At 44.8% G+C, this 24,521-nt stretch carries 18 protein-coding genes; 12 read left to right on the plus strand and 6 right to left on the minus strand.

The window, feature by feature from the left end; all coding sequences use genetic code 11:
• The first annotated feature begins 83 nt into the window (after positions 1-83).
• The 6 genes from AB4323_RS04590 (at position 84) to manA (ending at position 8,973) form a co-directional block, all read left to right on the plus strand.
• Positions 84-1,487 carry a PTS fructose transporter subunit IIC gene (locus tag AB4323_RS04590; RefSeq protein ID WP_017089726.1) on the plus strand — a complete coding sequence of 468 codons (1,404 nt, stop codon included), beginning with the start codon at positions 84-86 and terminating at the stop codon, positions 1,485-1,487.
• A gap of 83 nt (positions 1,488-1,570) precedes the next feature.
• Complete coding sequence (locus AB4323_RS04595) at positions 1,571-4,228, plus strand: glycoside hydrolase family 38 C-terminal domain-containing protein (RefSeq protein WP_372151748.1); 2,658 nt, start codon at positions 1,571-1,573, stop codon at positions 4,226-4,228.
• Positions 4,229-4,239: 11 nt separating this feature from the next.
• Positions 4,240-5,940, plus strand: coding sequence for an alpha-amylase family glycosyl hydrolase (locus tag AB4323_RS04600; protein WP_108167323.1), 1,701 nt, complete (start codon positions 4,240-4,242; stop codon positions 5,938-5,940).
• 3 nt (positions 5,941-5,943) lie between these two features.
• Positions 5,944-6,564, plus strand: a complete 621-nt coding sequence (locus AB4323_RS04605; protein WP_108093586.1) for a fructose PTS transporter subunit IIA — start codon at positions 5,944-5,946, stop codon at positions 6,562-6,564.
• Positions 6,565-6,578: 14 nt separating this feature from the next.
• Complete coding sequence (locus tag AB4323_RS04610; protein WP_136978293.1) at positions 6,579-7,742, plus strand: glycerate kinase; 1,164 nt, start codon at positions 6,579-6,581, stop codon at positions 7,740-7,742.
• Positions 7,743-7,785: 43 nt separating this feature from the next.
• A complete protein-coding gene (manA, locus tag AB4323_RS04615) occupies positions 7,786-8,973 on the plus strand; it encodes a mannose-6-phosphate isomerase, class I (RefSeq protein WP_108093588.1) in 1,188 nt (395 codons plus the stop codon).
• 216 nt (positions 8,974-9,189) lie between these two features.
• Here the strand turns inward: manA and AB4323_RS04620 are convergent, their stop codons facing one another.
• The 6 genes from AB4323_RS04620 to uraH form a co-directional block, all read right to left on the minus strand.
• On the minus strand, positions 9,190-11,586 hold the full coding sequence (locus AB4323_RS04620) for a hypothetical protein (protein ID WP_372151750.1): 2,397 nt from the start codon (positions 11,584-11,586) through the stop codon (positions 9,190-9,192).
• Between the two features lie 200 nt (positions 11,587-11,786).
• Positions 11,787-13,025 (minus strand): alpha-xenorhabdolysin family binary toxin subunit A, encoded by a 1,239-nt coding sequence (locus tag AB4323_RS04625; protein WP_372151752.1) that lies wholly within the window; start codon positions 13,023-13,025, stop codon positions 11,787-11,789.
• A 768-nt stretch (positions 13,026-13,793) separates the two neighbouring features.
• Positions 13,794-15,158 (minus strand): 8-oxoguanine deaminase, encoded by a 1,365-nt coding sequence (locus AB4323_RS04630; RefSeq protein ID WP_372151754.1) that lies wholly within the window; start codon positions 15,156-15,158, stop codon positions 13,794-13,796.
• 173 nt (positions 15,159-15,331) lie between these two features.
• Positions 15,332-16,783 carry a nucleobase:cation symporter-2 family protein gene (locus AB4323_RS04635; RefSeq protein WP_372151756.1) on the minus strand — a complete coding sequence of 484 codons (1,452 nt, stop codon included), beginning with the start codon at positions 16,781-16,783 and terminating at the stop codon, positions 15,332-15,334.
• A gap of 224 nt (positions 16,784-17,007) precedes the next feature.
• On the minus strand, positions 17,008-18,351 hold the full coding sequence (locus AB4323_RS04640; protein WP_372151758.1) for an NCS2 family permease: 1,344 nt from the start codon (positions 18,349-18,351) through the stop codon (positions 17,008-17,010).
• A 244-nt stretch (positions 18,352-18,595) separates the two neighbouring features.
• The gene (uraH, locus tag AB4323_RS04645; RefSeq protein WP_017071967.1) at positions 18,596-18,949 is read right to left on the minus strand and encodes a hydroxyisourate hydrolase; all 354 of its coding nucleotides are present in this window, start codon (positions 18,947-18,949) and stop codon (positions 18,596-18,598) included.
• A 425-nt stretch (positions 18,950-19,374) separates the two neighbouring features.
• On the opposite strand from uraH, the gene puuE reads away from it, so the two are divergent.
• The 6 genes from puuE (at position 19,375) to AB4323_RS04675 (ending at position 24,519) form a co-directional block, all read left to right on the plus strand.
• Positions 19,375-20,295 carry an allantoinase PuuE gene (gene puuE, locus AB4323_RS04650; protein WP_017061595.1) on the plus strand — a complete coding sequence of 307 codons (921 nt, stop codon included), beginning with the start codon at positions 19,375-19,377 and terminating at the stop codon, positions 20,293-20,295.
• 23 nt (positions 20,296-20,318) lie between these two features.
• Positions 20,319-20,834, plus strand: coding sequence for a 2-oxo-4-hydroxy-4-carboxy-5-ureidoimidazoline decarboxylase (uraD, locus tag AB4323_RS04655; protein WP_372151760.1), 516 nt, complete (start codon positions 20,319-20,321; stop codon positions 20,832-20,834).
• Between the two features lie 123 nt (positions 20,835-20,957).
• Positions 20,958-21,944 carry an allantoicase gene (gene alc / locus AB4323_RS04660; protein ID WP_108110678.1) on the plus strand — a complete coding sequence of 329 codons (987 nt, stop codon included), beginning with the start codon at positions 20,958-20,960 and terminating at the stop codon, positions 21,942-21,944.
• 14 nt (positions 21,945-21,958) lie between these two features.
• The gene (locus AB4323_RS04665; protein WP_017061598.1) at positions 21,959-22,519 is read left to right on the plus strand and encodes an ureidoglycolate lyase; all 561 of its coding nucleotides are present in this window, start codon (positions 21,959-21,961) and stop codon (positions 22,517-22,519) included.
• Positions 22,520-22,533: 14 nt separating this feature from the next.
• Positions 22,534-23,853 carry a urate hydroxylase PuuD gene (locus AB4323_RS04670; RefSeq protein WP_372151762.1) on the plus strand — a complete coding sequence of 440 codons (1,320 nt, stop codon included), beginning with the start codon at positions 22,534-22,536 and terminating at the stop codon, positions 23,851-23,853.
• Between the two features lie 393 nt (positions 23,854-24,246).
• Positions 24,247-24,519 (plus strand): DUF4282 domain-containing protein, encoded by a 273-nt coding sequence (locus tag AB4323_RS04675; RefSeq protein ID WP_017064999.1) that lies wholly within the window; start codon positions 24,247-24,249, stop codon positions 24,517-24,519.
• Positions 24,520-24,521: the final 2 nt, after the last annotated feature.

Raw genomic sequence — 24,521 nt, forward strand, 5'->3', positions numbered from 1 at the left:
CGTCACTTGTACCACGAAACTGTGTCGTCATACATTCCAGCTTCATATACTGGCTGCAGTTGATAATTACAAGGTACTAAACCATGGCTAAGAAAAAACTGGTTGCAGTGACCGCCTGCCCTACAGGCATTGCACATACTTTCATGGCAGCTAAAAAAATTCAGAGTTGGGCTGAGAAGCAAGGCTATGAAGTTAAGGTTGAAACTCAAGGTAGCGATGGTGTTAAGAACAAGCTAACGGCACATGATATCGCCACTGCCGACGGTGTTGTATTAGCGGTAGATGTGCCAATTATGGATATGGAGCGTTTTGACAATGCGAACCCACTTCAAGTTCGTACTCAAGAGCTCATTAAGCGTGTCGACGATTTACTTCCTACCGTTTTCTTACGTGGTAAAGAGAAATCGGATGTGGACGTTGAGATTCATGATGAGAAACGATCGGCTTACCAAGTTGCGATAGGTCACATTATGACAGGTATCAGCTACATGTTACCTGTGGTGGTATTGGGTGGCTTGCTGATGGCCGTGGCGAAAATTACTGGCGAGTTTGTTGATATCTCGGGTACGCCAATTGAGACACTGGATAAGCTTGGTTTTATGACGATCAAGTTTATGTACCCAATTTTTGCTGGTTACTTAGCCTATTCGATTGCGGGTAAACCAGCCCTGATTCCCGCCTTCATTGGCGGTTTGATGACAGACGAGCCGTACAAACGATTTTTCGACTTGGAAGGCTGGGCTCCCTCGGGCTTCTTTGGCGCGATAGCGATTGGCTTCATCGTCGGCTATTTGGTTCGCTATCTAAATGATGTTATTCGGGTAAGAACCGATCTTACAACGTTGAAAACTATGCTGTTAGTGCCTGCAGTGACGGGCGTGGTCATGGTGTTAACGATGGAGTACGCGATTAACCCATTCTTTGGTGCACTTAATCTCGCAATGGTCCATTTCTTTACTGAAGCTGGTGACGCAGGCCGAGGTATCTACTCAATGGTGATAGCTGCCGGAACGGCATTTGATTTAGGTGGTCCGATAAACAAAGCTGCTGGTTCGGTTGCACTAGGCCTCAATGGTATGAGTGAAGGCTTTGACCTAATAGCGCGTGAACTGGGTATCGTGATTCCACCTATCGGAGTTGGCTTAGCGGCGATGTTAGATGGAAAATTCCGCAAACGTGTGTTTACTCCAGAAGAACAAACCGTAGGTAAAACTTCTTTAATGCTTGGCATGATCGGTATTTCAGAAGGTGCAATTCCGTTCATTCTTAAGAATCCTAAGATGATTCCAATCATGATCCTTGGCTCAGTTATAGGTACTCAATTAGCTGTGGTTCTTAATGTCTTCCAAAGCTTGCCTCTACCCGCTGTTTGGGGGTGGTTCCTGTCTTCAGACCCAATTAGCTACACATTATCTGTGTTCGTTGGTTCAGGGTTTATAGCGATAGCACTCTTGCTGTGTACTAAACCTCAGCCGAGCAATGCCTAAGTAGGTAGCTTCATTATTCAAAATTAAAGAGGGGGAGTAAGTACTTCTCCTTTATTCAAATTAAGACAAGTCGAGATAAATCAATGACTAAAATTCATGTAATTCCGCATACACACTGGGATCGTGAGTGGTATTTTACTCAACAAGACAGTGACGTCTTAGCTGCATACAACTTTACTAAAGTGATTGAAACGCTAGAAGATCAGCCAGAATACAGCTGTTATCACCTAGATGGTCAGTCTTCAATTGTTGAGGATTACCTTAAAGTCCTACCACACATGCGTGAGCGCTTGGCACAGTTGGTCGTGGATAAGAAACTATTCATTGGTCCTTGGTATACCCAAACGGATACTTACAACGTCGCTGGTGAATCGATTATCCGTAATCTGAAATACGGTATGCACATTGCCGAAAGCTTAGGGCACAGCATGAAGGTTGGCTACTTGCCTGATACCTTTGGACACAACGCGCAAATGCCAACGTTATTTAAAGGCATCGGTATTGATAACATCATCTTTTGGCGAGGCATTGACTACGACCAACAAGTAGAGCGTTCGAACTTTAACTGGCGCTCGGCTGGTGGTGATGAAATTTATGCTTATAACTTGGTACACGGTTATGGTGCTGCGAAGAATATGGTTGCAACATCGAAGCATTTAGACAAAAAAATCTTCCCAATGGTTGAGAAAATCAAATCACTTTCTGGTTTGAATGAAGTGCTGATCCCATCGGGTGGTGACCAAGTCAATATTGATCCTGAGCTTCCAAAAACGTTACAGGCAGCAACGCAGCGCTCTCCAGACAACGACGTATACGCAATCTCATCGATGGAAGCATTCGTCGATGTACTGCGAGCTAACAGTGATAGTTTCGAAACTTACGACGGTGAATTTAAAGCCCCGCGCTATGCTCGAATTCACAAGACGATTGGATCCGTTCGATACGACATCAAGAAGCTTAACTTTGATATTGAGCAGTTCCTAATTAAGAAGCTTGAAGTGGTTGTTGCTATAGCTAAAGCGCAAGGCATCACGGTACACACAGAGCTGATTGATATCGCGTGGAAGAAGATTCTTGAATGCCACGCGCACGATAGCATTGGTGGTTGTAACAGTGATGCGACTAACGCCGATATCATGCACCGCCTCAAACAGGCTCAAGAAATCTGTCACGGCTTATATAACTTAGTGATCAAAGAGATTGCGAGCAGTTGTCACGATGACGAGTTGATGTTGTTCAACGGACAACTTCAACCATACACGGGGTTCGTTAAAGCGGTTGTATTCAGTTCGCATGAGAACATCGCCATTACCGATGGTGAACAAGAGTGCGCAATCGAAGTGATCAAACGTGAAACTTTAGATGGTGGCAAGGTCATTGAGGTCACTAAAGATGGTGAGAAAGAAGTATCCGTGCCGCCTTACTACCGTTTTGAGTTAAACATTTCGGTGAATGATTTACCTGCTATGGGATATCAGGTATTTGAGGTTCAGGGAAGCAATCAAAGCAACCGCAAAGTTGAAGTACGAGATCAAACGTCGATAGAGAACGGTTCTCTTATGTTGACGTGTGAGGGGAGTCAACTTCAATTAGTCGACAAAAATACCAACCGTGTTATTCCTCAACTTCTCACGTTTGAGGAGCAGGCGGACGACGGTGACTCTTATGATTTCTCGCCACTAAGAGGTGATACACCACTTTATAACCAAACGATTGAACTTATTGAGACGCAGATTGGTGACACCGAACAAGTGATGAAGGTACGAGCAACATTAGACATCCCTGTTGATCTTGATGCCCGCGTCGCGAATCAAAATGATCACCAAGCGTTGTTTGATGTGAGGTTAACGCTTTGCAAAGAAAACCAGCAACTCTTTGTAAGCATTGTCACGGTTAACCAAGCAAAAGATCATCGAGTGCGTGTCTTGGTCAATTCTGATGTTCAGACCAACACTTCGATCAGTACTCAGCCATTCGCTTTGATGGAGCGACCTGTCGAACCATCGATTTCTGGTTGGGAGAAAAGCTTCCGTGAGTGCCCAATTGATGTAGAAACCACTGATGGTTCCGTAGCACTATCCGACGAAAACAAAGCGCTAGTCATTAATGGCAGCGGCCTTAAAGAGTTCCAAGTTATTAAAGGGGAGCACTCAGACAAGATTGCGCTCACTCTATTTAAATCAACGGGTGTACTTGGAAAAGATGATCTAGCGTGGCGACCTGGCCGAGCTTCTGGCATCAATAATACGGTTGTTCATACACCGGATGCTCAATTACAAAAATCCATGCAATTTAGTTTTGCTCTCGCTCTTACTGAAGATGCGCACCACAGCACGGTGCGTAAGCTAGAGCGCCAATATCTCGATGTGCCGTTTAGCTACCAAAAACAAACACTGAACAGTTTTGAGAATCGATTAGAGCGTTTCCAAGTGCGGTTCGACGCACGTGACCGTTTGGCCTCGTTTAGCCTGTTGTCGATGACTCAAGCATTAGAGTTATCGAGTATTGGTCACTCCTTTTATAAAAAAGAAGCAGTGATTATCCGATTATTTAATCCTACGGATTCGGAAGTCGACCTTGATTTAAATGCGTTTGGGCAATTCAAACAAATAGAGTTGGTGGATTACCGAGAACAGCCAAAATTGTACACAGGTTCTGGAATCGATACTGGTGGACAGAGTTGTGTTGTTAAGCCCAACAACAGTATTGATGTACGCGTAACGTTTAACGTTGCTCGATAAGGATTAAGAACATGATTGAACAAATGATTTTCAATAAAGTTGCTGATATTTATGGCAAAGAGCATGCAAATTCAATTACTAAAGAGATCTTAGTCTTAATTGAGAAATGGAAACCAAGCGCTCCGCAATACGCACCGTGGGTGAATGAACATACATCTTACTTGATTACTTACGGTGACAGCTTTGCTCGTAACGATGAAAAAACGTTGAGTAGCATGAAGGTTTTTGCTGATAAGTATTTAAAAGACTCAATCAGCAACATCCATATTCTACCTATGTTTCCGTACACCTCTGATGACGGCTTTAGTGTGGTTGATTATCGAAAAGTTGATGAGAAATTGGGCGACTGGGAACACCTCAATGCCTTGTCTGAGAACTTTGATTTGATGTACGACTGCGTGATCAATCACATCTCAAAAAGCAGTGATTGGTTTCAAAGTTACCTAGCGGGCGATGTGCAATACCAAGATTACTTTGTTGAGTCTGACCCAAGCCTGGACTACTCGAGTGTTACGCGCCCCCGCGCTTTACCGCTCCTGACACCGTTTAGTAAGGCTTCGGGTGAGACATCTCATGTGTGGACTACCTTCTCTGAAGACCAAATTGACATTAACTTCCGCAGCCCGAAAGTGTTGCTAGAAAGTATCGATATTTTATTGATGTATGCAGCAAACGGTGGCCGTTCAATACGCCTAGATGCCATTGGCTTTATTTGGAAAGTGTTAAATACCACGTGTATTCATTTGCCGGAAGCGCATCAGATTATCCAGCTATGGCGAATCATCTTTGATGAGACGGTTCCCGGCGCGTTATTGATCACTGAAACGAATGTGCCACACAAAGAAAATATTTCTTACTTTGGGCAAGGCAATGAAGCGCACATGGTGTACCAATTTCCGCTTCCTCCTTTGACTCTGCATGCTTTCATGAGTCAAAACAGCTCTGTATTGACCGAATGGGCGAAAGGCCTAACCGAAGAAGCCATGGCCTCACTGCAGCAAGGGAATAAGACAACTTACTTTAACTTCCTTGCGAGTCATGACGGTGTCGGTGTTCGCCCAACGGAAGGGATTCTGACCAACGAAGATCGCTTGTTGATGTGTGAACAGGTTGAGCGTAAAGGTGGCCGCGTAAACTATAAAAACAATAGTGATGGCTCTCAGTCTCCTTATGAATTGAATATCAATTATTTAAGTGCGTTAACTGAAGCTTCCGATAGTGATGATGACAAAGCGAGAAAATTTTTGGCGGCTCAATCTATCTTGCTGTCATTTATTGGTGTACCTGCCATTTACTACCACAGTTTATTGGGTAGTGAGAATGATATTAACGGAATGGTTGAATCAGGTATTAACCGCAGAATCAATCGTGAGAAGTTCGATTTAGATGAGTTGGAGGCGGAGTTAGCAGAAGCCGGTTCACTGCGCCAACAAGTTTACAGCCAAATGGTTGAGTTGGTGAGGTTGCGTAAAACTCAACCTGCATTTTCCCCACTTGCGAACCAAAAAGTTCTGTCACTCGGTGACAAGGTGTTTGCATTACAGCGCGGCGAAGGAGATGAATCCATTCGTTTCGTTTTGAACTTAAGTGAGGCGCCGCAAGAGATTTGCCTTGATGCTGGTGGTTATGACTTGATTAGTCGTGAGCAGTTAACAAGTGTCTTTACATTGAAACCGTATCAATTTGTTTGGCTAAAGAGTCATAAGGAATAGCGCATGAAACTATCTAACCTAACATCTGAAAACTTGATTCTATTAGATGCGGTATTTAACGATCGATTCGCAGCGATTGAAGCACTGACTGATAAAATTGACCAAGCAGGTAAGTTAACCAATAAACAACAGTTTTTAGATGCAGTAATGCTTCGAGAGAGCGAGGGCCCAACGGCGCTCGGTGAGTATTTAGCAGTGCCTCATGGTAAGTCCGCTGCGGTTATTGAACCTACTTTTGCTTGTGCTTTTGTGAAAGACGAGTTGATGTGGCAAGGCATTGATGGTGATGAGCCAGTAAATATGGTCTTCTTGATTGCCATACCGCCAGCTGAGGCTGGCTCAACGCATATGGAAGTACTGACTACGTTAACCTCCTCTCTTGTTGATGATGATTTCAGAGATGAGTTACTAGCCGCGAATTCGACTCAACAGATTATGAAGTTGCTCGGTTCAGAAGACGACTGTTCTCAAGACGCGAGTAATACTCACAGTGAAACAAAGTCAGACTCTGAGTCTCAGAAGCAAGAAGAGCCGGAAATGGCGAAGGACATTAGTCAAATCGCCTACCCAGTAGTTTTGGGTATTGGTCTGGTCATATCAGCGTTTTTGTTCTTACTGCTTTAGAGTGAATATCTTCGATGAAAATAGTGATTGCTCCTGACTCATTTAAAGAGTCACTGACAGCTAAGCAGGTCTGTGAATGCATTGAACAAGGTTTTGTTCAAGTATTTCCACAAGCTGAATACGTACACCTCCCTCTCGCCGACGGTGGTGAGGGAACGGTTGACATATTGATGCAAGGTTTAGAGGGCGAGATACGACTTTCGCCTGTGACCGGGCCGCTAAAGTTATATTCACTCGACTGTGGTGTGACGGCTCAATGGGCGCTACTTGATGACGGCAGTACTGCCTTAATTGAAGTGGCGGCGGCATCAGGCTTAGATCTGCTTGATGTTTCTCAACGTAACCCTGCAGCGACCACTACCTATGGTACTGGCGAGCTAATATGTGAAGCATTAGATCTAGGGGTGAGCAAAATAATGCTTGGCCTAGGTGGTAGTGCAACCAACGATGGTGGGGCTGGTATCGTACAGGCCTTAGGTGGAAAGCTACTGGATCGCGAAGGTAACGAATTACAAAAAGGCGGTGCTGCGCTTTCTAATCTTGCCCGCATCGATTTGTCTGGTGTTCACCCCCGTTGTAAGCAAGTGGAATTCATAGTGGCATGCGATGTTGCGAACCCACTTGTTGGGGTTAATGGAGCTAGTGAGGTGTTTGGTCCTCAAAAAGGAGCGTCTTCAAGTTTGATTGCTGAATTAGAGCGTTGTTTATCTAATTTTGCCAACGTTGCTTACTCAATAACTGGTGTCGACCGTTGTTCTAGCGCTGGGTTCGGAGCGGCGGGTGGCACCCCTTTGGGTGTCTCCTTGTTATTTGATGTTCAAATTAAGCCTGGAATTGAGATGATTTTAGATGCGTTAGACGCAAATAAGGTTCTAGAACAGGCAGATCTGGTGATTACGGGCGAAGGTCAAATGGATAACCAAACCCTGCAAGGTAAAGCGCCATTTGGCATTGCTAAGCGAGCTAAGGCGAAGTCGATTCCAGTGATTGGAATTGCAGGTTCTTTAGGTTCTGAAATCGATGATTTATACGCCACAATCGACAGTGCTTTTGCCTCCGTTCGCTCACCGCAAAGTCTTGAACAAGTGCTTCAAGAGGCGAGTATGAACGTGACTCGAACGTCTAGAAATATCGCTGCTACCCTCAAGCTGGGCGCGTCAATGATTAATGCTAAGTAGTTGACTATGTTTGATTACTTGCAAGTGATACAAAGAAATATCTATGTCTTTATTTAAATTAGATAATGTTATTCAACATTACCCGTGGGGAAGCAAGCAGTCTATTTCTGAACTGTTTGATATTCAAAACCCTAACGCCGAGCCTCAAGCTGAGATTTGGATGGGGGCTCACCCTAGAGGCTGCTCAAGAGTTGCTGATACAGGCCAGTTGCTATCGGAGGTTTTAAGCCAAGACAGCAAGGGAATGTTTGGGGAATACACGGAAGCAAGGTTCGGCGAGCTACCTTATTTGTTTAAAGTTCTTGCGGCAGAAACCCCTCTATCGATACAAGTACACCCAAGTAAGAAAAAGGCCCAGCTTGGTTTTGAACGAGAGAATAAGCTAGGCATTAGTTTGGATGCATCGAATCGAAACTACAAAGATCCTAACCATAAACCTGAGCTGGTTTATGCGCTGACTTTCTACAAAGCTATGAATGGTTTTAGGCCTATTCAGCAAATTATAGAGCTGTTTAAAGAAGCAGAAATTAGCGCACTGGATATTGAAATATCAGCACTAGCAATTAATCCCAACAGCGAAGGCTTGAAAGTGTTTTTTACCTCGGTGATGACACTTGAAGGTGAGCGAAAAAAGTTAGCGTTAGAGCAGTTGTATTCAGCTTATGAACGTAGACCGAAGACTGCTATGGGGCGTGAAGCATTACAGTACAGCAAAGGCTTTGAACAGCATTATGTCGATGATATTGGTTTGTTTTCGCCACTCATGTTGAACACAATCGAGCTTGCACCGGGTGAAGCAATGTTTTTGCATGCCGAAACCCCGCATGCTTATATCGAAGGCACTGGGCTAGAGATTATGGCGAACTCAGATAATGTGTTACGTGCAGGTCTCACTCCTAAGTTTATCGATGTACCTGAATTGATTGATAATACGTGTTTTGAAACGACGGATATCGAAGGCATCAAACTGAAACCTATCGAGAAAGAAGACAAGTTGAGCTTCCCTATACCTGTTGATGATTTCGGCTTCGACATCTTGTCAGTGAGCGAAGAGATCAGCCAACAGTATCTACGGAGCGCAGAGATTTTATTTTGTATCGGTGGTGAGGTAACGATTTCAACTAAAGAGCACAAATTAATGCTGAGTTCAGGTGAGTCAGTGTTCATCAGTAACGATGCTGGAATGTATGAATATCAGGGACAGGGAATACTTGCTCGAGCGTACAACTAAGTCGAAATCTGGCTAGCTGTTCAGTGCCGAGTTGTTATTACTCGATCTATCTAGTCAAGTTAACAAGGCCGACATCATGTCGGCCTTTTTTGTTACGAACTCTCTCCAGAACCTTACTCCTTGAACCTCAGTTCTTTGGATGACAGCAAAACTTGGTTAATTGAGGTTGCACTTGGTTAGTTAGAGAAGATCTTGATTAATTAAAGTAGCACTTAACTAATTAGAGCAACTATTGCCATTAGGAATACCGCTACCTAAGAATTCGACGCGAATCTGTTCGATATCTTTTAGGTACTGGTTGTTCGCTTGCTCGGTTTTATCAAAGTTGTTAAGCGTGACATTCCATGAAGTGAATGGGGTGGGCTGGAAGTACGCGTATTCGAACTCATTCGCTACGGCGCCATCGCTAATGATGCTGATGTCGTTGGTGGTTGGATCATCTAGGCGATAGTAGAACGCGCGTGAAACGGGGTTAGAGCTGAACTGGTAATCTTGATTTTCGTATCGATCGGCATAGTTGCCTGAACTGGAGACACGCAGGTTGAGTTGCTTGCCATAAGGTAAGTTTTCACCCTCTAAGAACACTCGTACCGTGGATAGCCTAACGCGGTCAAATGAACAGAGTTGGACTTGCTCTAATGGAATAGAGAAGTTGAGCTGTCCGGTTGTTGCAAAGCTTTCGAGTTGTTCTTGGCTGGAAATGGTGTAGTTATCGATGGTGAAATCTTGTGGCGCGGGTTGGAAAGAAGACAGAGCATTCACATACTCACTTTCGATGGACGCCAAATCAAATTGGTAGTCCAAGTAGCTTTTGTTGAGAGAAGGCGTGATCTCGCTTGGCTTCAATGCCCAATATTCGTATGCCTGAACATAGTTAGATAAAGCAACGTACATCGGACGTTTGAAGTGCATCAACACTCTTGATAGTTCACGTTCAATCGAATCGAAGCTGTCGGTGTCTACCTGGTAACCCCCAATTGCATCATTCAGTCTTTGCTGTTGATTGATGGTTACGTTATTGGTTAACAGTAAGTCGACCAGTTTTGCTTGTTCCTGAGCAAAGTTAAGCTGGGTGATGTTAATTGCCTTACCCAGAAGCACCTGTTTCTCTAGCTCTAGTAAGTACTGTCTTGTCCCTTTAATTCCTAAGCTATCGGCATATCTTAAGTTGCTGCGGATCTCGGTGATCATCAGATCCCACGCTAGATTGCTTTCATTGATGGTTGGGATATTGAAGTTAAAGCCATCCATCGCTTCCGATATCTTCTGGAACTTGATGGTTGATTTAATATCCGCGGTGAGCTGAGAGATACCAGAAATCGTTTTAGTGACGCTATCAATAATGCCCGTGACAGACTTGATATTGGTGACGAGGTTTTTCGCTTTTTCTAATGCTTCTGGGGTTTTAGCCAATTGCTCGGTTAGGTCATTGACCCCTGAAAGGTTGCCTGTGAACACGCCACTCACTGCACTGCCAATCTCGGCTATTGCTTTGAAAATCGCCAAAGCTGCGTTGAGTTGCTGCTGGGTTTTCCAATTCTCTACGCCAACTAGATAAGTCGTTCTTGCATCGAGAGTCACTAACTCCTGAGCTTTGTATTGGCTATCTACTTCGGTCAGGCTATCGCCTATCTTGTCTATGTTGGACTGGGTTTGTGTGATGATTGAAGTTTGTGCTCTAAGAACGTCTTCGATGTTAGCGAGTGCCAACTTAGCCGCTTCAATCTTGTCTTCAATGACGGTGCTTCTGTCTTGAATAATGTCCCACTGAGCTTGATACGCAACCATCGCATTCAGGTACGCTTCGTACTTGTCTTGGTAAAGTACTTTGTCGAGATAAGGTACGTAGTGGCTCTCTTTGGTACTGAAGCTAATGAACTGCTTGAACGCGACCGTTTGCAAGTAAAGGTCTGAAAGGATTGGATCGTCTTCTACCACTGAACCTGAGTAACGTAAGCTCTGTTCAACCCAGTTGATGAGGTCGAGGCTAAGTTCTGGGTTGGTATCGTATAAGCTGGCGGCCATATCAAAAGAACGATTAACAATGTCTGTAAAAGGCTCAGAAGCCAATTTCATTTGCCCAGTGATGTTCGAGTCAATGGTGGTTCTTCGGTAGTGCTCTCCTGCTAAGACTACAGATTCACCATCGCCCGTTTTTCCTGTTAGAGCGTCTCGTGTAATGCTGCCATCGCTTTGGAAAGCGAGCACATTAATCGGTGTCTCTATCTCGCCCGCAATCACAGAAATTGAGGCAGCAGAGCCTTGTTGTCCTAGCACAAATGTCGGCGTGCCTTGGCCAACAATTTTACGCGCAAAAATCAGGATGTTTTGGTTATTTACGAGCAAGTTGAAGTTTTCTGGAACCTCAATCGTATCTGCAAAAATGACAACTTTTGAAGGCTTAGTGACATAGAGGTTCTGCTCTGCAATCCAGTCACTTAGGTTGATGTGTAAATCGGATGTTGAACGCGATAGTACGCCAACATCGGAATAGGCAGATTGAACCCAGGTTGGGTATTCGGTTGAATTGGGTAAATTGTTCAGTTCAAGCCAGTCGCTAGAAAAAGCCTGTGGAGAAAATGAAAGAGAAATAATAATAGGTAGAAGTCTCATATTTATGTCCTGTCGAAATTAGTAGTCACCAAATTTTGGGTATCAGAAGCCGCCACCTTAGTTTGCTTAAGGTGCGGCTTCTTATTCGGAAGGTAATTTGGCTATCTTGTTATATTTTTAGCAGTTTCGTTGCTGTGTATAGCGTTTCTGTATATAGCGTCGATTTTATCTGTCGCGCTACTTTTCGATAGGTATAGGGACTATTCCATTTCTTGAATGTACGCATTGTTTGCGAACGCTTTTGCTTTTTCACTAATATTACTCCAGTTACTTTCTGCAACTGTTGTATTCGCAAGAGCGCCTATCGCACCAAGCATGGTATCGTCTCTCATGATATCGGCATTATCTTGAGCTTGTTCTAGTGCAACGAGCAGTGAAGTGAAGTCGGCATTCATTTTCTGCCAATTCAGTTTCAGCTTATTAATATGTGGAATCGCATTTTCAATTTGCTGAGAAATCATATCGATGCTCTCCGAAGAGCGATGATAAGAGTTATATATCTTTTGCGTGTAAGTTAACTGCTCTTGAAGCTCTTTTACTTCGTTTTGTAATTCGTTGCGAAGTTTGCGTGCTTTTTCTGCTTTATCGCCGTAGACGCCCATAATTGGCCCTGCAACCAGAGGGAACCAAGCATAAGTCACTGCGGTAGAGGCGACAGTAACGTAGTGAGTGTAATCTTTGTTGAGTTGAGTGATACGTGCATTGATGTCATTCACTCGTTGCTGAAGCGCACTGCCATCATCGCTTAGATAACCGTTATGGGTACCTTCCAACACATCTAGCTGCAATTTTTGCGTGTCCAGTGTGGCTGAAAATTCCAATAGATTTCCGCCAACGTCAGATACTTCTTGTTGGTATTTCATGGAAAAGTTCTGCAGGCTTTTTAGGTAAGCAATCGCCATTTTTCTGTTGCGTTCTACTGCTTCAATATCTTCCGGCAGGGGCGAGAATGCTTTGGCCAACATTTCATTCAAAGCATCGCTCAAAGGGGTGAGCATGTAGTCTTTAATTTGTGCGTAATTGGCCAAGCTTAATGAAAGGCCAACGATGCTTGGGTAAAGGTCTTTTTTCCAATAAAAGGCAGTATCGTGAATGTTTGAGTATTGCTCGACCAGTGCTTGAAAATTAGAGAAAGGAATGTCGTTAGGAATACTTAAAGTCGACTTCATACTGGCTTCTGTCACGGGCAGTGCTAAAGCACCTTCGACATAGGCTTGGATCTGATACCACTCTTGCTGTTTGAGAATAAAGTTGTCGGTATCTAAATCAATAAAGACGCCATTCTCACCAATTATCGTATCGTAGGTGACTTGAGGTATGTTTTGTTCAGCTGAAGCTTGGTTAATTTGAACTGGCGCTGCTTGAGAAGTGAAAGCAAAAGAAGAAAGTAGCCCGATTGAAATCGAAGATAGTACGAGTGTTTTAGTGATTTTTTTCATCGTTTAGCCCTGTTAGATTTGTTATTAGCTTTTTACAAAGACAATAATCCCCCTACCATTCGATGGCATTATTTAAATATTTATGACGGGTTATTGAATAGTTTTATATTGTTATTTTTGTAATTATTTTTTTGTTTTTAAAATCGACCCCTTTAATGTGTTTTTTGTTTTTATAAGATTTGGTCAATCTATAGTAGATTTATAATGAAAAGTTATATTTAGATCACATATTTAGATTCATATTGATTGATTGTTGTTCTATTGGATTTAATGATATTTAAGTCACTACTCTTGTGTCTTTTGTCAGGCTAGGTATAGAAAGGCCTCGAGAGGTTTTTATTCTATTCATAAATGCGATAAGTGATAAAAGTATAATTATCCTCATAATTCCCATTATTACTAAATCTGTTGATTAATTTGATGAATATATAAATAGAACGAGCGTTTTAAATTTGATCTGTGCCAGATAATGTTCAAGTTTTATATTAAGGAAAGTTTCTGTTAGTGGCTTTTTATTAGCGAGTGTTTTATTAGTGGCAATTATATTAGATGAAGTTAAATTAGATTCTCTTTAATTAATAACATTGTTTTGGATTTATTAAGGCTGGAATTATTTAAGGAAATAGATGGATACGTAGGTTGAGAGGACATCATGTTCATGGGGTTTTAGAATGTTTGCGATATTTTCGAATCTTTAGGATGTTCTGGGTGTTTGCCCATCAAAACCACTCACTTCTGCTTGCAGTGTTTGATGGACAAGTGTCTTAGTTAGTTGTTATTCATCGCCAGTTTACCTAGCTTCATTGCAGCTGCATGGTGGCGGTGCATTAGTTGTTCCATGTCTACGCCAATCACAGCGCCATCATTAACTCGCCATTTTCCGGCTACCATCACTTTATCCGCTTGTTGAGCGCCGCAGAGTAGTAGTGCTGCCAGTGGGTCGTGGCTGCCAGAGAAACGAATGTCATCGAGCTTGAACATCGCGATGTCGGCTTGTTTACCGACCTCTAGTGTACCAATGTCGGTTCTGCCCATTGCCGCGGCAGAACCGGATGTCGCCCAGCGCAATGCATCAAAGTGTGAAACGTTGGCGGAACCATATTGCAGGCGTTGTAGATACATCGCCATGCGCACTTCGGCAATCATATTAGAGCCGTCGTTTGAGGCCGAACCATCCACACCTAGCCCGACTTTTACGCCTGCTGCTTCTAGATCGTTGTTTTTACAAATACCGGAAGCCAACATCATATTGGAAGTTGGGCAGTGACTGATACCAATGCCTGCTTTACCCAAACGTTTGATCTCTTCTGGATTGAAGTGAATACCATGAGCGATCCAAGTGCGTTCATTCAGCCAGCCCACATCTTCTAGGTAATCGACAGGGCGTAGACCGAACTTCTCGATACAGAAGTCCTCTTCATCGAGCGTTTCGCATAGGTGAGTGTGCATCATCACGTTCTCACGCTCACTGATCTTAGCGGTCTCTTTCATTAGATCGGTGGTGACTGAGAACGGCGAACAAGGTGCGAGTGCGATTTGAATCATCGCCCCTTCATCACGCTGGTGGTAATCGCGGATCAAGCGTTGGCTGTCATCGATAATGGTTTGTTCGGTTTGAATGGTGTGTCGTGGAGGTAGCCCACCTTCATCTTCCCCAAGGCTCATGGAGCCGCGCGTAAATATCGCTCTTACACCTAGTTTCTCTGCGGCCTCAACTTGTAAATCGATGGCGTGCTCTAGCCCGTTTGGCAGCAAGTAATGATGGTCTGACGCTGTGGTACAGCCCGACATCATTAATTCAACCAGAGCTAACTCTGTGGCAAGGCTCATCATCTCCGAATCGAGGTTGGCCCAAACTGGATAGAGGCTTTGTAGCCAATGGAAGAGTTCTTTATTGAGTGCGCCGGGGTAGGCACGCGTTAGGGTTTGATAGAAGTGGTGGTGCGCATTGATAAGCCCAGGAGTCACAACATGACGAGAGGCGTCGACGCTGTAATCTACGGGTAAGGTTGGTTCTTTGTGTTTACCAACCAATTCAATGATCTTATTACCTTTAATGACAATGCCGCCTTCTGCATCAGCCAGTGAGCCAGTGTAGATTGCGAGAGGATTCTTAATCCAGATGGTTTCCATTCATAGTAGTCCTTAGCCATCTCAGCCTTTTCAGGGAAGAGGGTCTTTATTGGTATTTGCTGTTGAAAGATAAATTCGAATCAGGGCGTTAAAACGTTCGATGTTGTAATCAGCCCTGATCCTACGGAAATCGGTTTTACGTTAGTCAGTGAACCCGTTAGTTCGAGAATCAGCTAGTTCGTTTTTGGATCAGGATTTTCTGATGCCGCTTGAACGTCTGCTTCTGTACTTGCTTGTTGAATCTCTAATTGCTCGCCTGAGTGTAGCTCTTCTTCAGCCTGTTCTTTCATTTCTAGCTCTACTTGCGCTTGGCTTTCGGCTAAGGCTTCTTGTTCTTCTGCGCGTGAAGATTTAGGCAATACAAGGTTAAGAACAACCGTCATGATGGTGCCTGTGGTAATGCCCGAGTGAAGGAAGTTCGCCAAATCATGTGGCAAGTGTTGTAGCAGTCTTGGTTCGAAGGTAACGGCCAAACCAGATGCCAAACCCACACAGATTACCAAGGCATTTCGCTTGGTGTCTGCGGCCTTGATCAACATGCGGATACCCGCGTAAGCAATCATTCCGAACATCACAAAGCCGACGCCGCCTAATACGGGTTTCGGAATCGTGACGGCAATAGCGGCCAATTTCGGGAATAATCCACCTAAAATCAGAAAGCCACCTGTTGCAGCCACTACATAGCGACTTGCTACACCAGTGATGCCAACAATACCAACGTTTTGGCTAAATGATGCTAGTGGCATCGCTGTGAGTATGGAAGAAAGCGTGCTGCCAAGGCCATCGCCTAGCAGTCCACGTTTTAGATCTTTACCGCTGACTTGGGTTTGACAGTTATTGCCAAGCGCCATGAAGTCACCGGTTGCTTCGGCGATAACTACGATGTACACCAAGCTCATGCTGATGATGGCACTGGCAGAAAAGGTAAAGCCGTATTTGAAAGGTTCTGGACCACCGACCCAAGCTGCAGAGCTAATTTGTTCAAGGTCGACCATGCCGAGTGACAGCGCCACAATGTAACCGCCTGCTAGGCCAATCACGATAGCGGAGGCCGCAACCGCGCCTTTACAGTAAACCGATACGCCAATCACTATCCCCAAAGAGACCAGTGCGAGAAACAGTTTAGGTAGAGTGGCGAATTGTTCCGTGTTGGCAGGAGAATCGCCAACCCAGTTCATGGCAACCGGTAAAATGGTTAAGCCGATTAGGGTAACCACCACACCACTTACCACGGTCGGGAACAGCTTGCGAACCTTGTCCATGTAGAAGCTGGCACCAATTACCACGAATGAGCCGATAAGTGCTGAGCCCATGATAGCGGCGACACCACCTTCGTTACCGATGGAAATAGCCACACCTAAAAAGGCAAAGCTTGAGCCCATTACAACAGGCAGTCGAATACCAACAGGGCCAAAACCGAGACATTGCGCGACAGTCACAATACCAGAAGCCAATAGCGCCGCATTGATCAGTGAAACGATCTCTGTGTTAGGTAGGCCGATAGAAGCACCGACAATAAGCGGGACAGCGACGATGCCACCAATCGAGGCGAGCATGTGTTGTAAAGCAAGTAGAAGGGTTAGCCCATGGGGCGGTCTTTCATTAAGGGTGTACAGAAGTTTCATTTGATATTCCTCTGCCTGCGTTTCCGTTTACAGGCGATTGGCGGTCAAATAATGACTTCTACAAACTGCGTAGGGTCATAAAAAAGTGCACTGAATCGGTAGGGTTTCTGCTCTCTCGTCATCAATGCAATTAGCTTTCTTAAAAATCATGTTGTTGCTTGGCTTGCGAACCAGCCAAGCAACGTTGTGAGCAATCAAGAAATGACTGCTCAGGAGCTTTAGGGTTAACCGATGAACACTAGCTTGGCGATGAAGATAGCCGCTAGGAAGTACATCGAGATAGACACATCTTTGGTTTTACCTGTCGCCAACTTAAGCACTGTGTAGGTAATGAAACCCAATGCGATACCGTTCGCGATAGAGAAGGTCAGTGGCATCATTAGTGCGGTAATCGCGGCTGGAGCACCGTTGGTGAAGTCTTTCCAATCCACGTGCTGCATGCTGCTCATCATCACGAACGCCACATAAATCAGAGCGCCAGAGGTTGCGTAAGCTGGGATCATGCCAGCAAGTGGAGATAGGAAAATTGCCGCTAAGAACAACACACCAACCACAATCGCAGATAGGCCTGTTCGTGCGCCTGCTGCAACGCCCGCTGCACTTTCTACGTAACTGGTTACTGGCGGACAACCCACACACGCACCTGCCACACTTGAGATACTGTCGGCTTTGAGCGCTTTGCTCAGGCCTTCAATTTTTCCCGTTTCAGGGTTAGTTAGGTTTGCACGCTCAGCCACGCCCATCAAAGTACCCGCGGTATCGAACATGTTTACAAAAAGGAAAGCCAAGATAACGCTGATCATTGAAACATCGAGAGCGCCCATAATGTCCATTTTTAGGAACGTAGGCGCTAAGCTTGGTGGTGCAGCGAAGAAGCCATCGTAGTGAACTAAGCCAAGCATCATGCCGACCAGAGTGACACTCAAAATACCGATAAGTACCGCACCAAACACTTTACGTTCACTCAGAACCGCAATGATCAAGAATGCAATAGCAGCCAGTAGAGCTTCTGGTTTGGTGAAGTCACCCAATGAAACCAAAGTTGCTGGGTTTTCGACGACGATACCCGCTGTTTTTAAGCCAATCAGACCTAAGAACAAACCAACACCTGCAGTCATGGAATAGCGCAAGCTCTCTGGAATACTCTCGATGATCCATTGGCGGACTTTGTAAAAACTCATCCCGACAAACAAGATACCGGAGATAAACACCGCACCCAGTGCCACTTCCCAGCTGTAACCCATTTCGCTTACTACTGTGAACGAGAAGAAGGCGTTCAAGCCCATGCCCGGCGCAAGTCCGACAGGCCAATTCGCAAATAGCCCCATTAACAAACAACCGATCGCAGCACCAATACAGGTCGCGACGAATACCGCGCCTGAATCCATGCCTGAAGCGGCCATGATTTGTGGGTTCACGAAGATGATGTAAGCCATGGTTGCGAAGGTAGTGACACCACCGACTAACTCATTTTTTACGCTACTTCCGTGGGCCTTAATTTTAAAAAACTTCTCTAAAATTCCGTTGTTCGCATCTTGGTTGAGTATTTCTGTTTTACTCTCACTCATGTCTGCAAGTCCTTTTATGTTGTGATCCATTTATTGAATACAGCGAGATTTCAATATTAAGTTTTAAGGTTTTTCCTAGCTCTAACTCGTTATGAATAAGCTTTTCGTGGCTCATTTTTTAACTGTTAACGTTGTTAGTATTTTTATGTGAGCGTGCTTAATGAGCGCGCATCTTTTTAGATGCACGCATGAATCTGTTTATTATTGGGTGATAGAGCCTAGATCGGGATTCTAAGCATCGGGACTAACTGCCCCGATAAGTCGAGAAACTGTATGGTGAGACTAAAAGCGGAACGTGGTAGTGCGCATCGGGATCATCCAAGCCGAAGCGAATAACCACATCGTCTAGGAAAGGCACGCCATCCAATTCCACACCTTTGTTTTTGTAGTAGTCGGCTACATAGAATACCAATTGATATTTTCCCGGTCGGAATTCATTCCCAGCCAGAATCGGCGCATCGGTTCGGCCATCGGAGTTGGTGAGCACGGTCGCCAGCTTTTCTGTTGAGTCTTCGTTTACCTTATAAAGCTCTACCTTGATCTCTGCGCCAGGCAAGCCGTGTGTGGTGTCTAATACGTGTGTTGTTAATCTTCCCATAGTCCTTTAATAGCGCTTTTGGCGCTCCTCTGTTCCGTGGTTTATCTGTCTATTTCGACCTTGCAAAGAGTGCAACTGGTCACTTTGTTATCACTAACTATGTACGAACTGTACACAATTAGTAAAGCGAATTGTTGGAAAAATGTTAACTATTGTGTCTTTTTTTCTGGCTTTATAGATCTTGATTATCGTTTTTTGGTGAGGTTGTGATTTGTTAAGTTATTGTTTTTAAATTAAAAAAGTAACAAAATTTAACTTGAATAACAAAATCTTTACATTGAGATAAATAATTGTATACAATAAATGTACAGGGGTAAGGTTACTCGGTTTTGAAATAACCAATAGCGGAATCACCAATAGAAGAATCATATTGATGAACCAGCTAAAGAGCGGCTAAGCCAACCACTTATGTTAGGAGTACTTGGATGAATAAGGATTATTCAAGAAATTTGATCGGTTACGGAGCTAACCCTCCAAACCCTCAATGGCCAGGTAATGCGCGCGTCGCGGTTTCTTTTGTATTGAACTATGAAGAGGGCGGTGAGCGTTGTTTGTTACATGGAGACGACGAGTCTGAAGCTTTTCTTTCAGAGATCCCGTCAGCACAGCCGATCAAAGGCGAACGTCACATCAGCATGGAATCCATTTATGAATATGGCAGCCGAGCGGGTGTATGGCGTGTTCTTCGCTTGTTCGATGAATATGAAATCCCACTGACCGTCTTTGCGGTCGCAATGGCGATTGAGCGTCACCCAGACGTAGCCAAAGCCATGGTCGAAGCGGGTCACGAAATTTGTAGCCACGGTTATCGCTGGATCGACTATCAATACATTGATGAGTCAGAAGAGCGCGACCACATGACTAAAGCGATTGAGATCATCCAACAAGTGACGGGTCAGCGCCCGCAAGGTTGGTACACAGGTCGAACGGGTCCAAATACGCGTCGCTTAGTCGCAGAAGAAGGCGGCTTTCTTTACGACTCAGATGCCTATGATGATGACCTGCCTTATTGGCACACCGAAACCGGTGATCCACAACTGGTGATCCCTTACACACTCGATGTAAACGATATGCGCTTTTCAACAGCGCAAGGCTTCAACTCTGGTGAGCAGTTCTTCCAGTATTTAAAAGACACTTTTGACACCCTTTATATGGAAGGCGAAACCGCACCGAAAATGATGTCGGTAGGACTGCATTGTCGTCTTATTGGTCGTCCCGGTCGTATTGCTGCATTAAGACGTTTCTTAGATTACGTAAAACAGCATGACAGCGTGTGGCTATGTCGTCGAATCGATATCGCCAACCACTGGCACCAACATCACCCATACAACGAACAACAAAATTAGAACGAACAGCAAGGAGGCTTAACGTGACTGAATTTCGATCTTGCCAACCAACAACCATGAACCGCGATACCTTTGTCGCGCACTTTGCTGATGTGTACGAACACAGCCCATGGGTTGCTGAAGCGGTTTATGACCAAGGTTTGAATGCCGAAGATGATCATATCGAGAATCTTCATCTAAAAATGGCATCAACCTTGTTAAATGCCGACCAAGGCAAACAGTTGGCTTTGATCAATGCTCACCCAGATTTAGCGGGCAGAGCAGCAGTAAACGACGAACTCACCGAGTCGTCGACCAAAGAACAAGCGGGGGCGGGCATCGACCAGTGCAGCGCCGAAGAATTTGAAAAATTCACTTCTTACAACAACAGCTACAAAAGTCGCTTCAATTTCCCTTTTATCATGGCGGTGAAGGGAGCCAATCGTTACCAAATTCTTGAGTCGTTCGAGATGCGATTAGGAAATGATAGTGAAACTGAGTTTGCTACGGCGATTCAAGAGATCAACAAGATCGCGATGTTTCGTCTCTGGGATATGTAAGTTAACGGAGTTAACAGCTATCTCAGCCCAGTCTTAGTGCGTTAAAGGTTTGATTTGTAAAAACATAAGCCACTAAGTTCTCATTTTATTATTACTTGATTAATTTCATAGGATTACACGGACATGACCCATAAATTTGAACAGTACATAAACCTTGCAGACGAAAAACTCGGCGCAGAAGCTATCTTCGCAACCGACGATTTTTTCGCAGATAAAAGCCGTCTACTCAGCCACGCAGCGCCAGAGTGGAAAGACGACTTATATGACGACAACGGCAAGTGGATGGACGGCTGGGAAAGCAGACGCAAACGCGGCGAAGGTTACGACTACTGTGTCGTTCGCCTTGGCCTAGCTGGCACCATTGCTGGCGTTGATATTGATACCTCATTCTTCACAGGTAACTTCCCACCTTCGGCATCAATCGACGCGTGTTATTCACCACAAGGTGAGCCAACAGATTCAACAGAGTGGCAAGAAATTCTGTCTTCAATGGCACTACAGGGTGATCATCATCATCTTGAAGACATCGAAAGTGACCAAGTATTTACGCACCTACGTTTGAACATCTACCCAGACGGCGGTGTCGCACGTCTACGTGTTTATGGCCGACCAAGCGTGGATTGGGACGCAATAGATTCTCAGCAACAAGTTGACCTAGCAGCCGTTGAACACGGTGGCCGAGCACTCGCATGTAGCGATGAGCACTACGGTAACAAAGCCAACATCTTAGGCCCAGGCCGTGGTGAAAACATGGGTGATGGCTGGGAAACAGCACGTCGTCGCACACCGGGTAACGATTGGGTAATCGTGGCATTAGGCCATCCAGGTAATATCGAACGTATCGTTGTGGATACGGCACACTTCAAAGGTAACTACCCAGACAGCTGCTCAATCCAAGCGGCTTACGTGAAAGGTGGCACCGACGACCAAGTGGAAACACAAAGCCTATTTTGGCGTGAACTCTTGCCAGCACAAAAGCTGCAAGCGCATGAGATTCACGAATTCATTTCTGAGGTAAACGACCTTGGTGCGATTACCCACGTACGTGCAAACATATTCCCAGATGGTGGTATCAGCCGTTTGCGTCTGTTTGGTACGAAAGCGAAATAGGTAAGGAAATGAGTATGAGTAATGGAATACGTCGTTTATCCATCGAACCGTTAACCAAGCAGGCTTTTGCAGAGTTTGGCGATGTTATCGAGTCCGATAATAGTGATTTCTTCATGATCAACAGTGGATCAACACGTCGCTACCACAAGCTAGCGACAACGGATGTGCAAGACCAAGACGGAGAAGCCATCATCAGCATCTTCCAAGCCACACCGCTGAGCTACCCACTGACCATCAAAATGTTAGAGCGTCATCCACTTGGCTCTCAGGCATTCATTCCATTACTTGGTCAACCCTATTTAATTGTTGTTGCGCCAAAAGGCGACGATCCAACATTAGCCAATAGCCGAGCTTTCTTGAGCAACGGTCGTCAAGGAGTGAACTATCACAAAGGGGTGTGGCATCACCCAGTGCTCGCCCTCACCGATCAAGACCAGTTCTTGATCGTCGATAGAGGCGGAGAAGGACATAACTGTGATGAAGTTTATTTTGAGAACGACCTAGTGGCATTGCATTTGGAAGATATGCCAACGGAAGACAACAAGGAAGAGCAACGCTTAGCTAAAGCGTTGTGATACAGGAGTTTATTATGGATCCGCATATTACAGAATGGTTGAACTTAGCAATACGCTGGGCTCACATGATTGTTGGTGTTGCATGGATAGGCGCATCATTTTACTTTGTTTGGTTAGAGAACAACCTTAACCGAGTAAACCCAAAAACTGGCCTTTCAGGCGACTTATGGGCAATTCACGGCGGTGGTATTTATCACCTAGAGAAGTACAAACTTGCGCCACCAGAGATGCCAGAGCACCTGCACTGGTTCAAATGGGAAGCCTACTTCACGTGGATCACCGGTGTGTGTCTACTGGGTGTGGTTTACTACCTTAACGCTGAAATCTACCTGATTGCACCGGGCTCTGGCCTTGATTCAACAACGGCAATCGCGATTGGTATTGGTTCATTCGTTGCTGGTTGGTTTATCTACGACTTACTGTGTGACTCGCCTTTAGGTAAAACCCCCGTGTTGCTTGGCGTTGTGCTGTTTTTGCTGCTCGTCGCTGCGACGTACGGCCTAACTCAAGTGTTCAGTGGCCGTGGTGCTTACATTCATGTGGGTGCAATCATTGGTACCATCATGGTGGGTAACGTATTCCGCGTTATCATGCCTGCACAACGTAACTTGGTGAAAGCGATTGAAGAGAAGCGCGAACCGGATCCGGCATTGCCAGCGAAAGGTCTACTGCGTTCTCGTCACAACAACTACATGACCCTGCCAGTGCTGTTCATCATGATCAGTAACCACTTCCCAAGCACTTATGGCTCGGAATACAACTGGCTGATCCTTGCTGGGCTAGCGATTTTCAGTATCTTGGTGCGCCACTACTTCAATACCCGTCACGGTAGTCAGAAGTTTGCATGGACAGTGCCAGTCGCGGCATTGGGTATGATCACGCTTGCGTTTGTGACCTCACCTTACGCGAAAAAACAGATGACTCCGGTTGTGCAAGCACCTGTGGTTCAAGAAGTGCAAGTCAGCGCGACTGAATCAGCGACAGAAGAGCTTGCTGGAAACGACACAGCGTCAACGACGACTAGTTCTCAAGCTGTACCTGCAGACCACGCAATGCAAACGGCTAGCGCAGGTGTAAGCTTTGAAAGCATTAACAAAGTCATTCAAGAGCGCTGTTCTGTGTGTCATTCATCAACCCCGAGCCACGCCGCTTTTGCTGCTGCGCCAGCCGGTGTGATGTTTGATACCCCTGAAGAGATTAAAGCCAACGTCCCAAGGATTGTTGCTCAAACCGTAACAACCAAGGTGATGCCGCTCGGCAACATGACTCAAATGACCGACGAAGAACGCGCACTCATCGGAACTTGGGTAGAGCAAGGCGCGACGCTTCAATAATGATGTGAATCCTTTACCTAAGAGCATGAGTCTTAGGTGAGGCTTGGGGAGAGTTTGGTTTACGGGTACGCGCCAAACTCATCCCACCCTGTTTCCCCGGTTCCTATAACCGGGGCTTTTTGTTGTTTTTGGACAAAGGCATATTAGAAACTTTATTAGTATGCATCCTTAATAGTTTTATGAACCCACCGACGTGAGTTCGATATTTGCGTTACATGACATATTTAGTTGTATATAAATTGTTGTTGGTCATGAAATTTAGGCTGTATGTTTGGTATGTGTATGTTCTGAAAGGAAAGCTTGTTGAAATTCAAAGCTTTTGATTGCGAATATTCACAAAGAACTAGTTAGATACCCAAGTATAAATTTCATAAAAAATAAGGAAATATAGTAATGAAATCAGTTTTTTCGTTCGACTCAATGTTAACTCCTAAGTTAGTTACTGGCCTATATTGGTTGTTGTTGCTAATCGCTGTAGTTTCAGGACTAGCAACCATGTTTGGAGGATATGGAGGCGTAACATTTGAGAAGTTTATTCTTGGTGCGTTTACGATATTAGGCGGCGCTATAGGTGCGAGAATTTGGTGTGAATTGATGATAGTTATCTTCAAAATTAATGAAAACCTGCAGTCTCTAAAGGACTTAAAAGGCGAGACTGAAGCCTAGTA

This window comes from Vibrio sp. 10N.261.52.C11, assembly GCF_041471405.1.
GTDB lineage: Bacteria > Pseudomonadota > Gammaproteobacteria > Enterobacterales > Vibrionaceae > Vibrio > Vibrio crassostreae_C.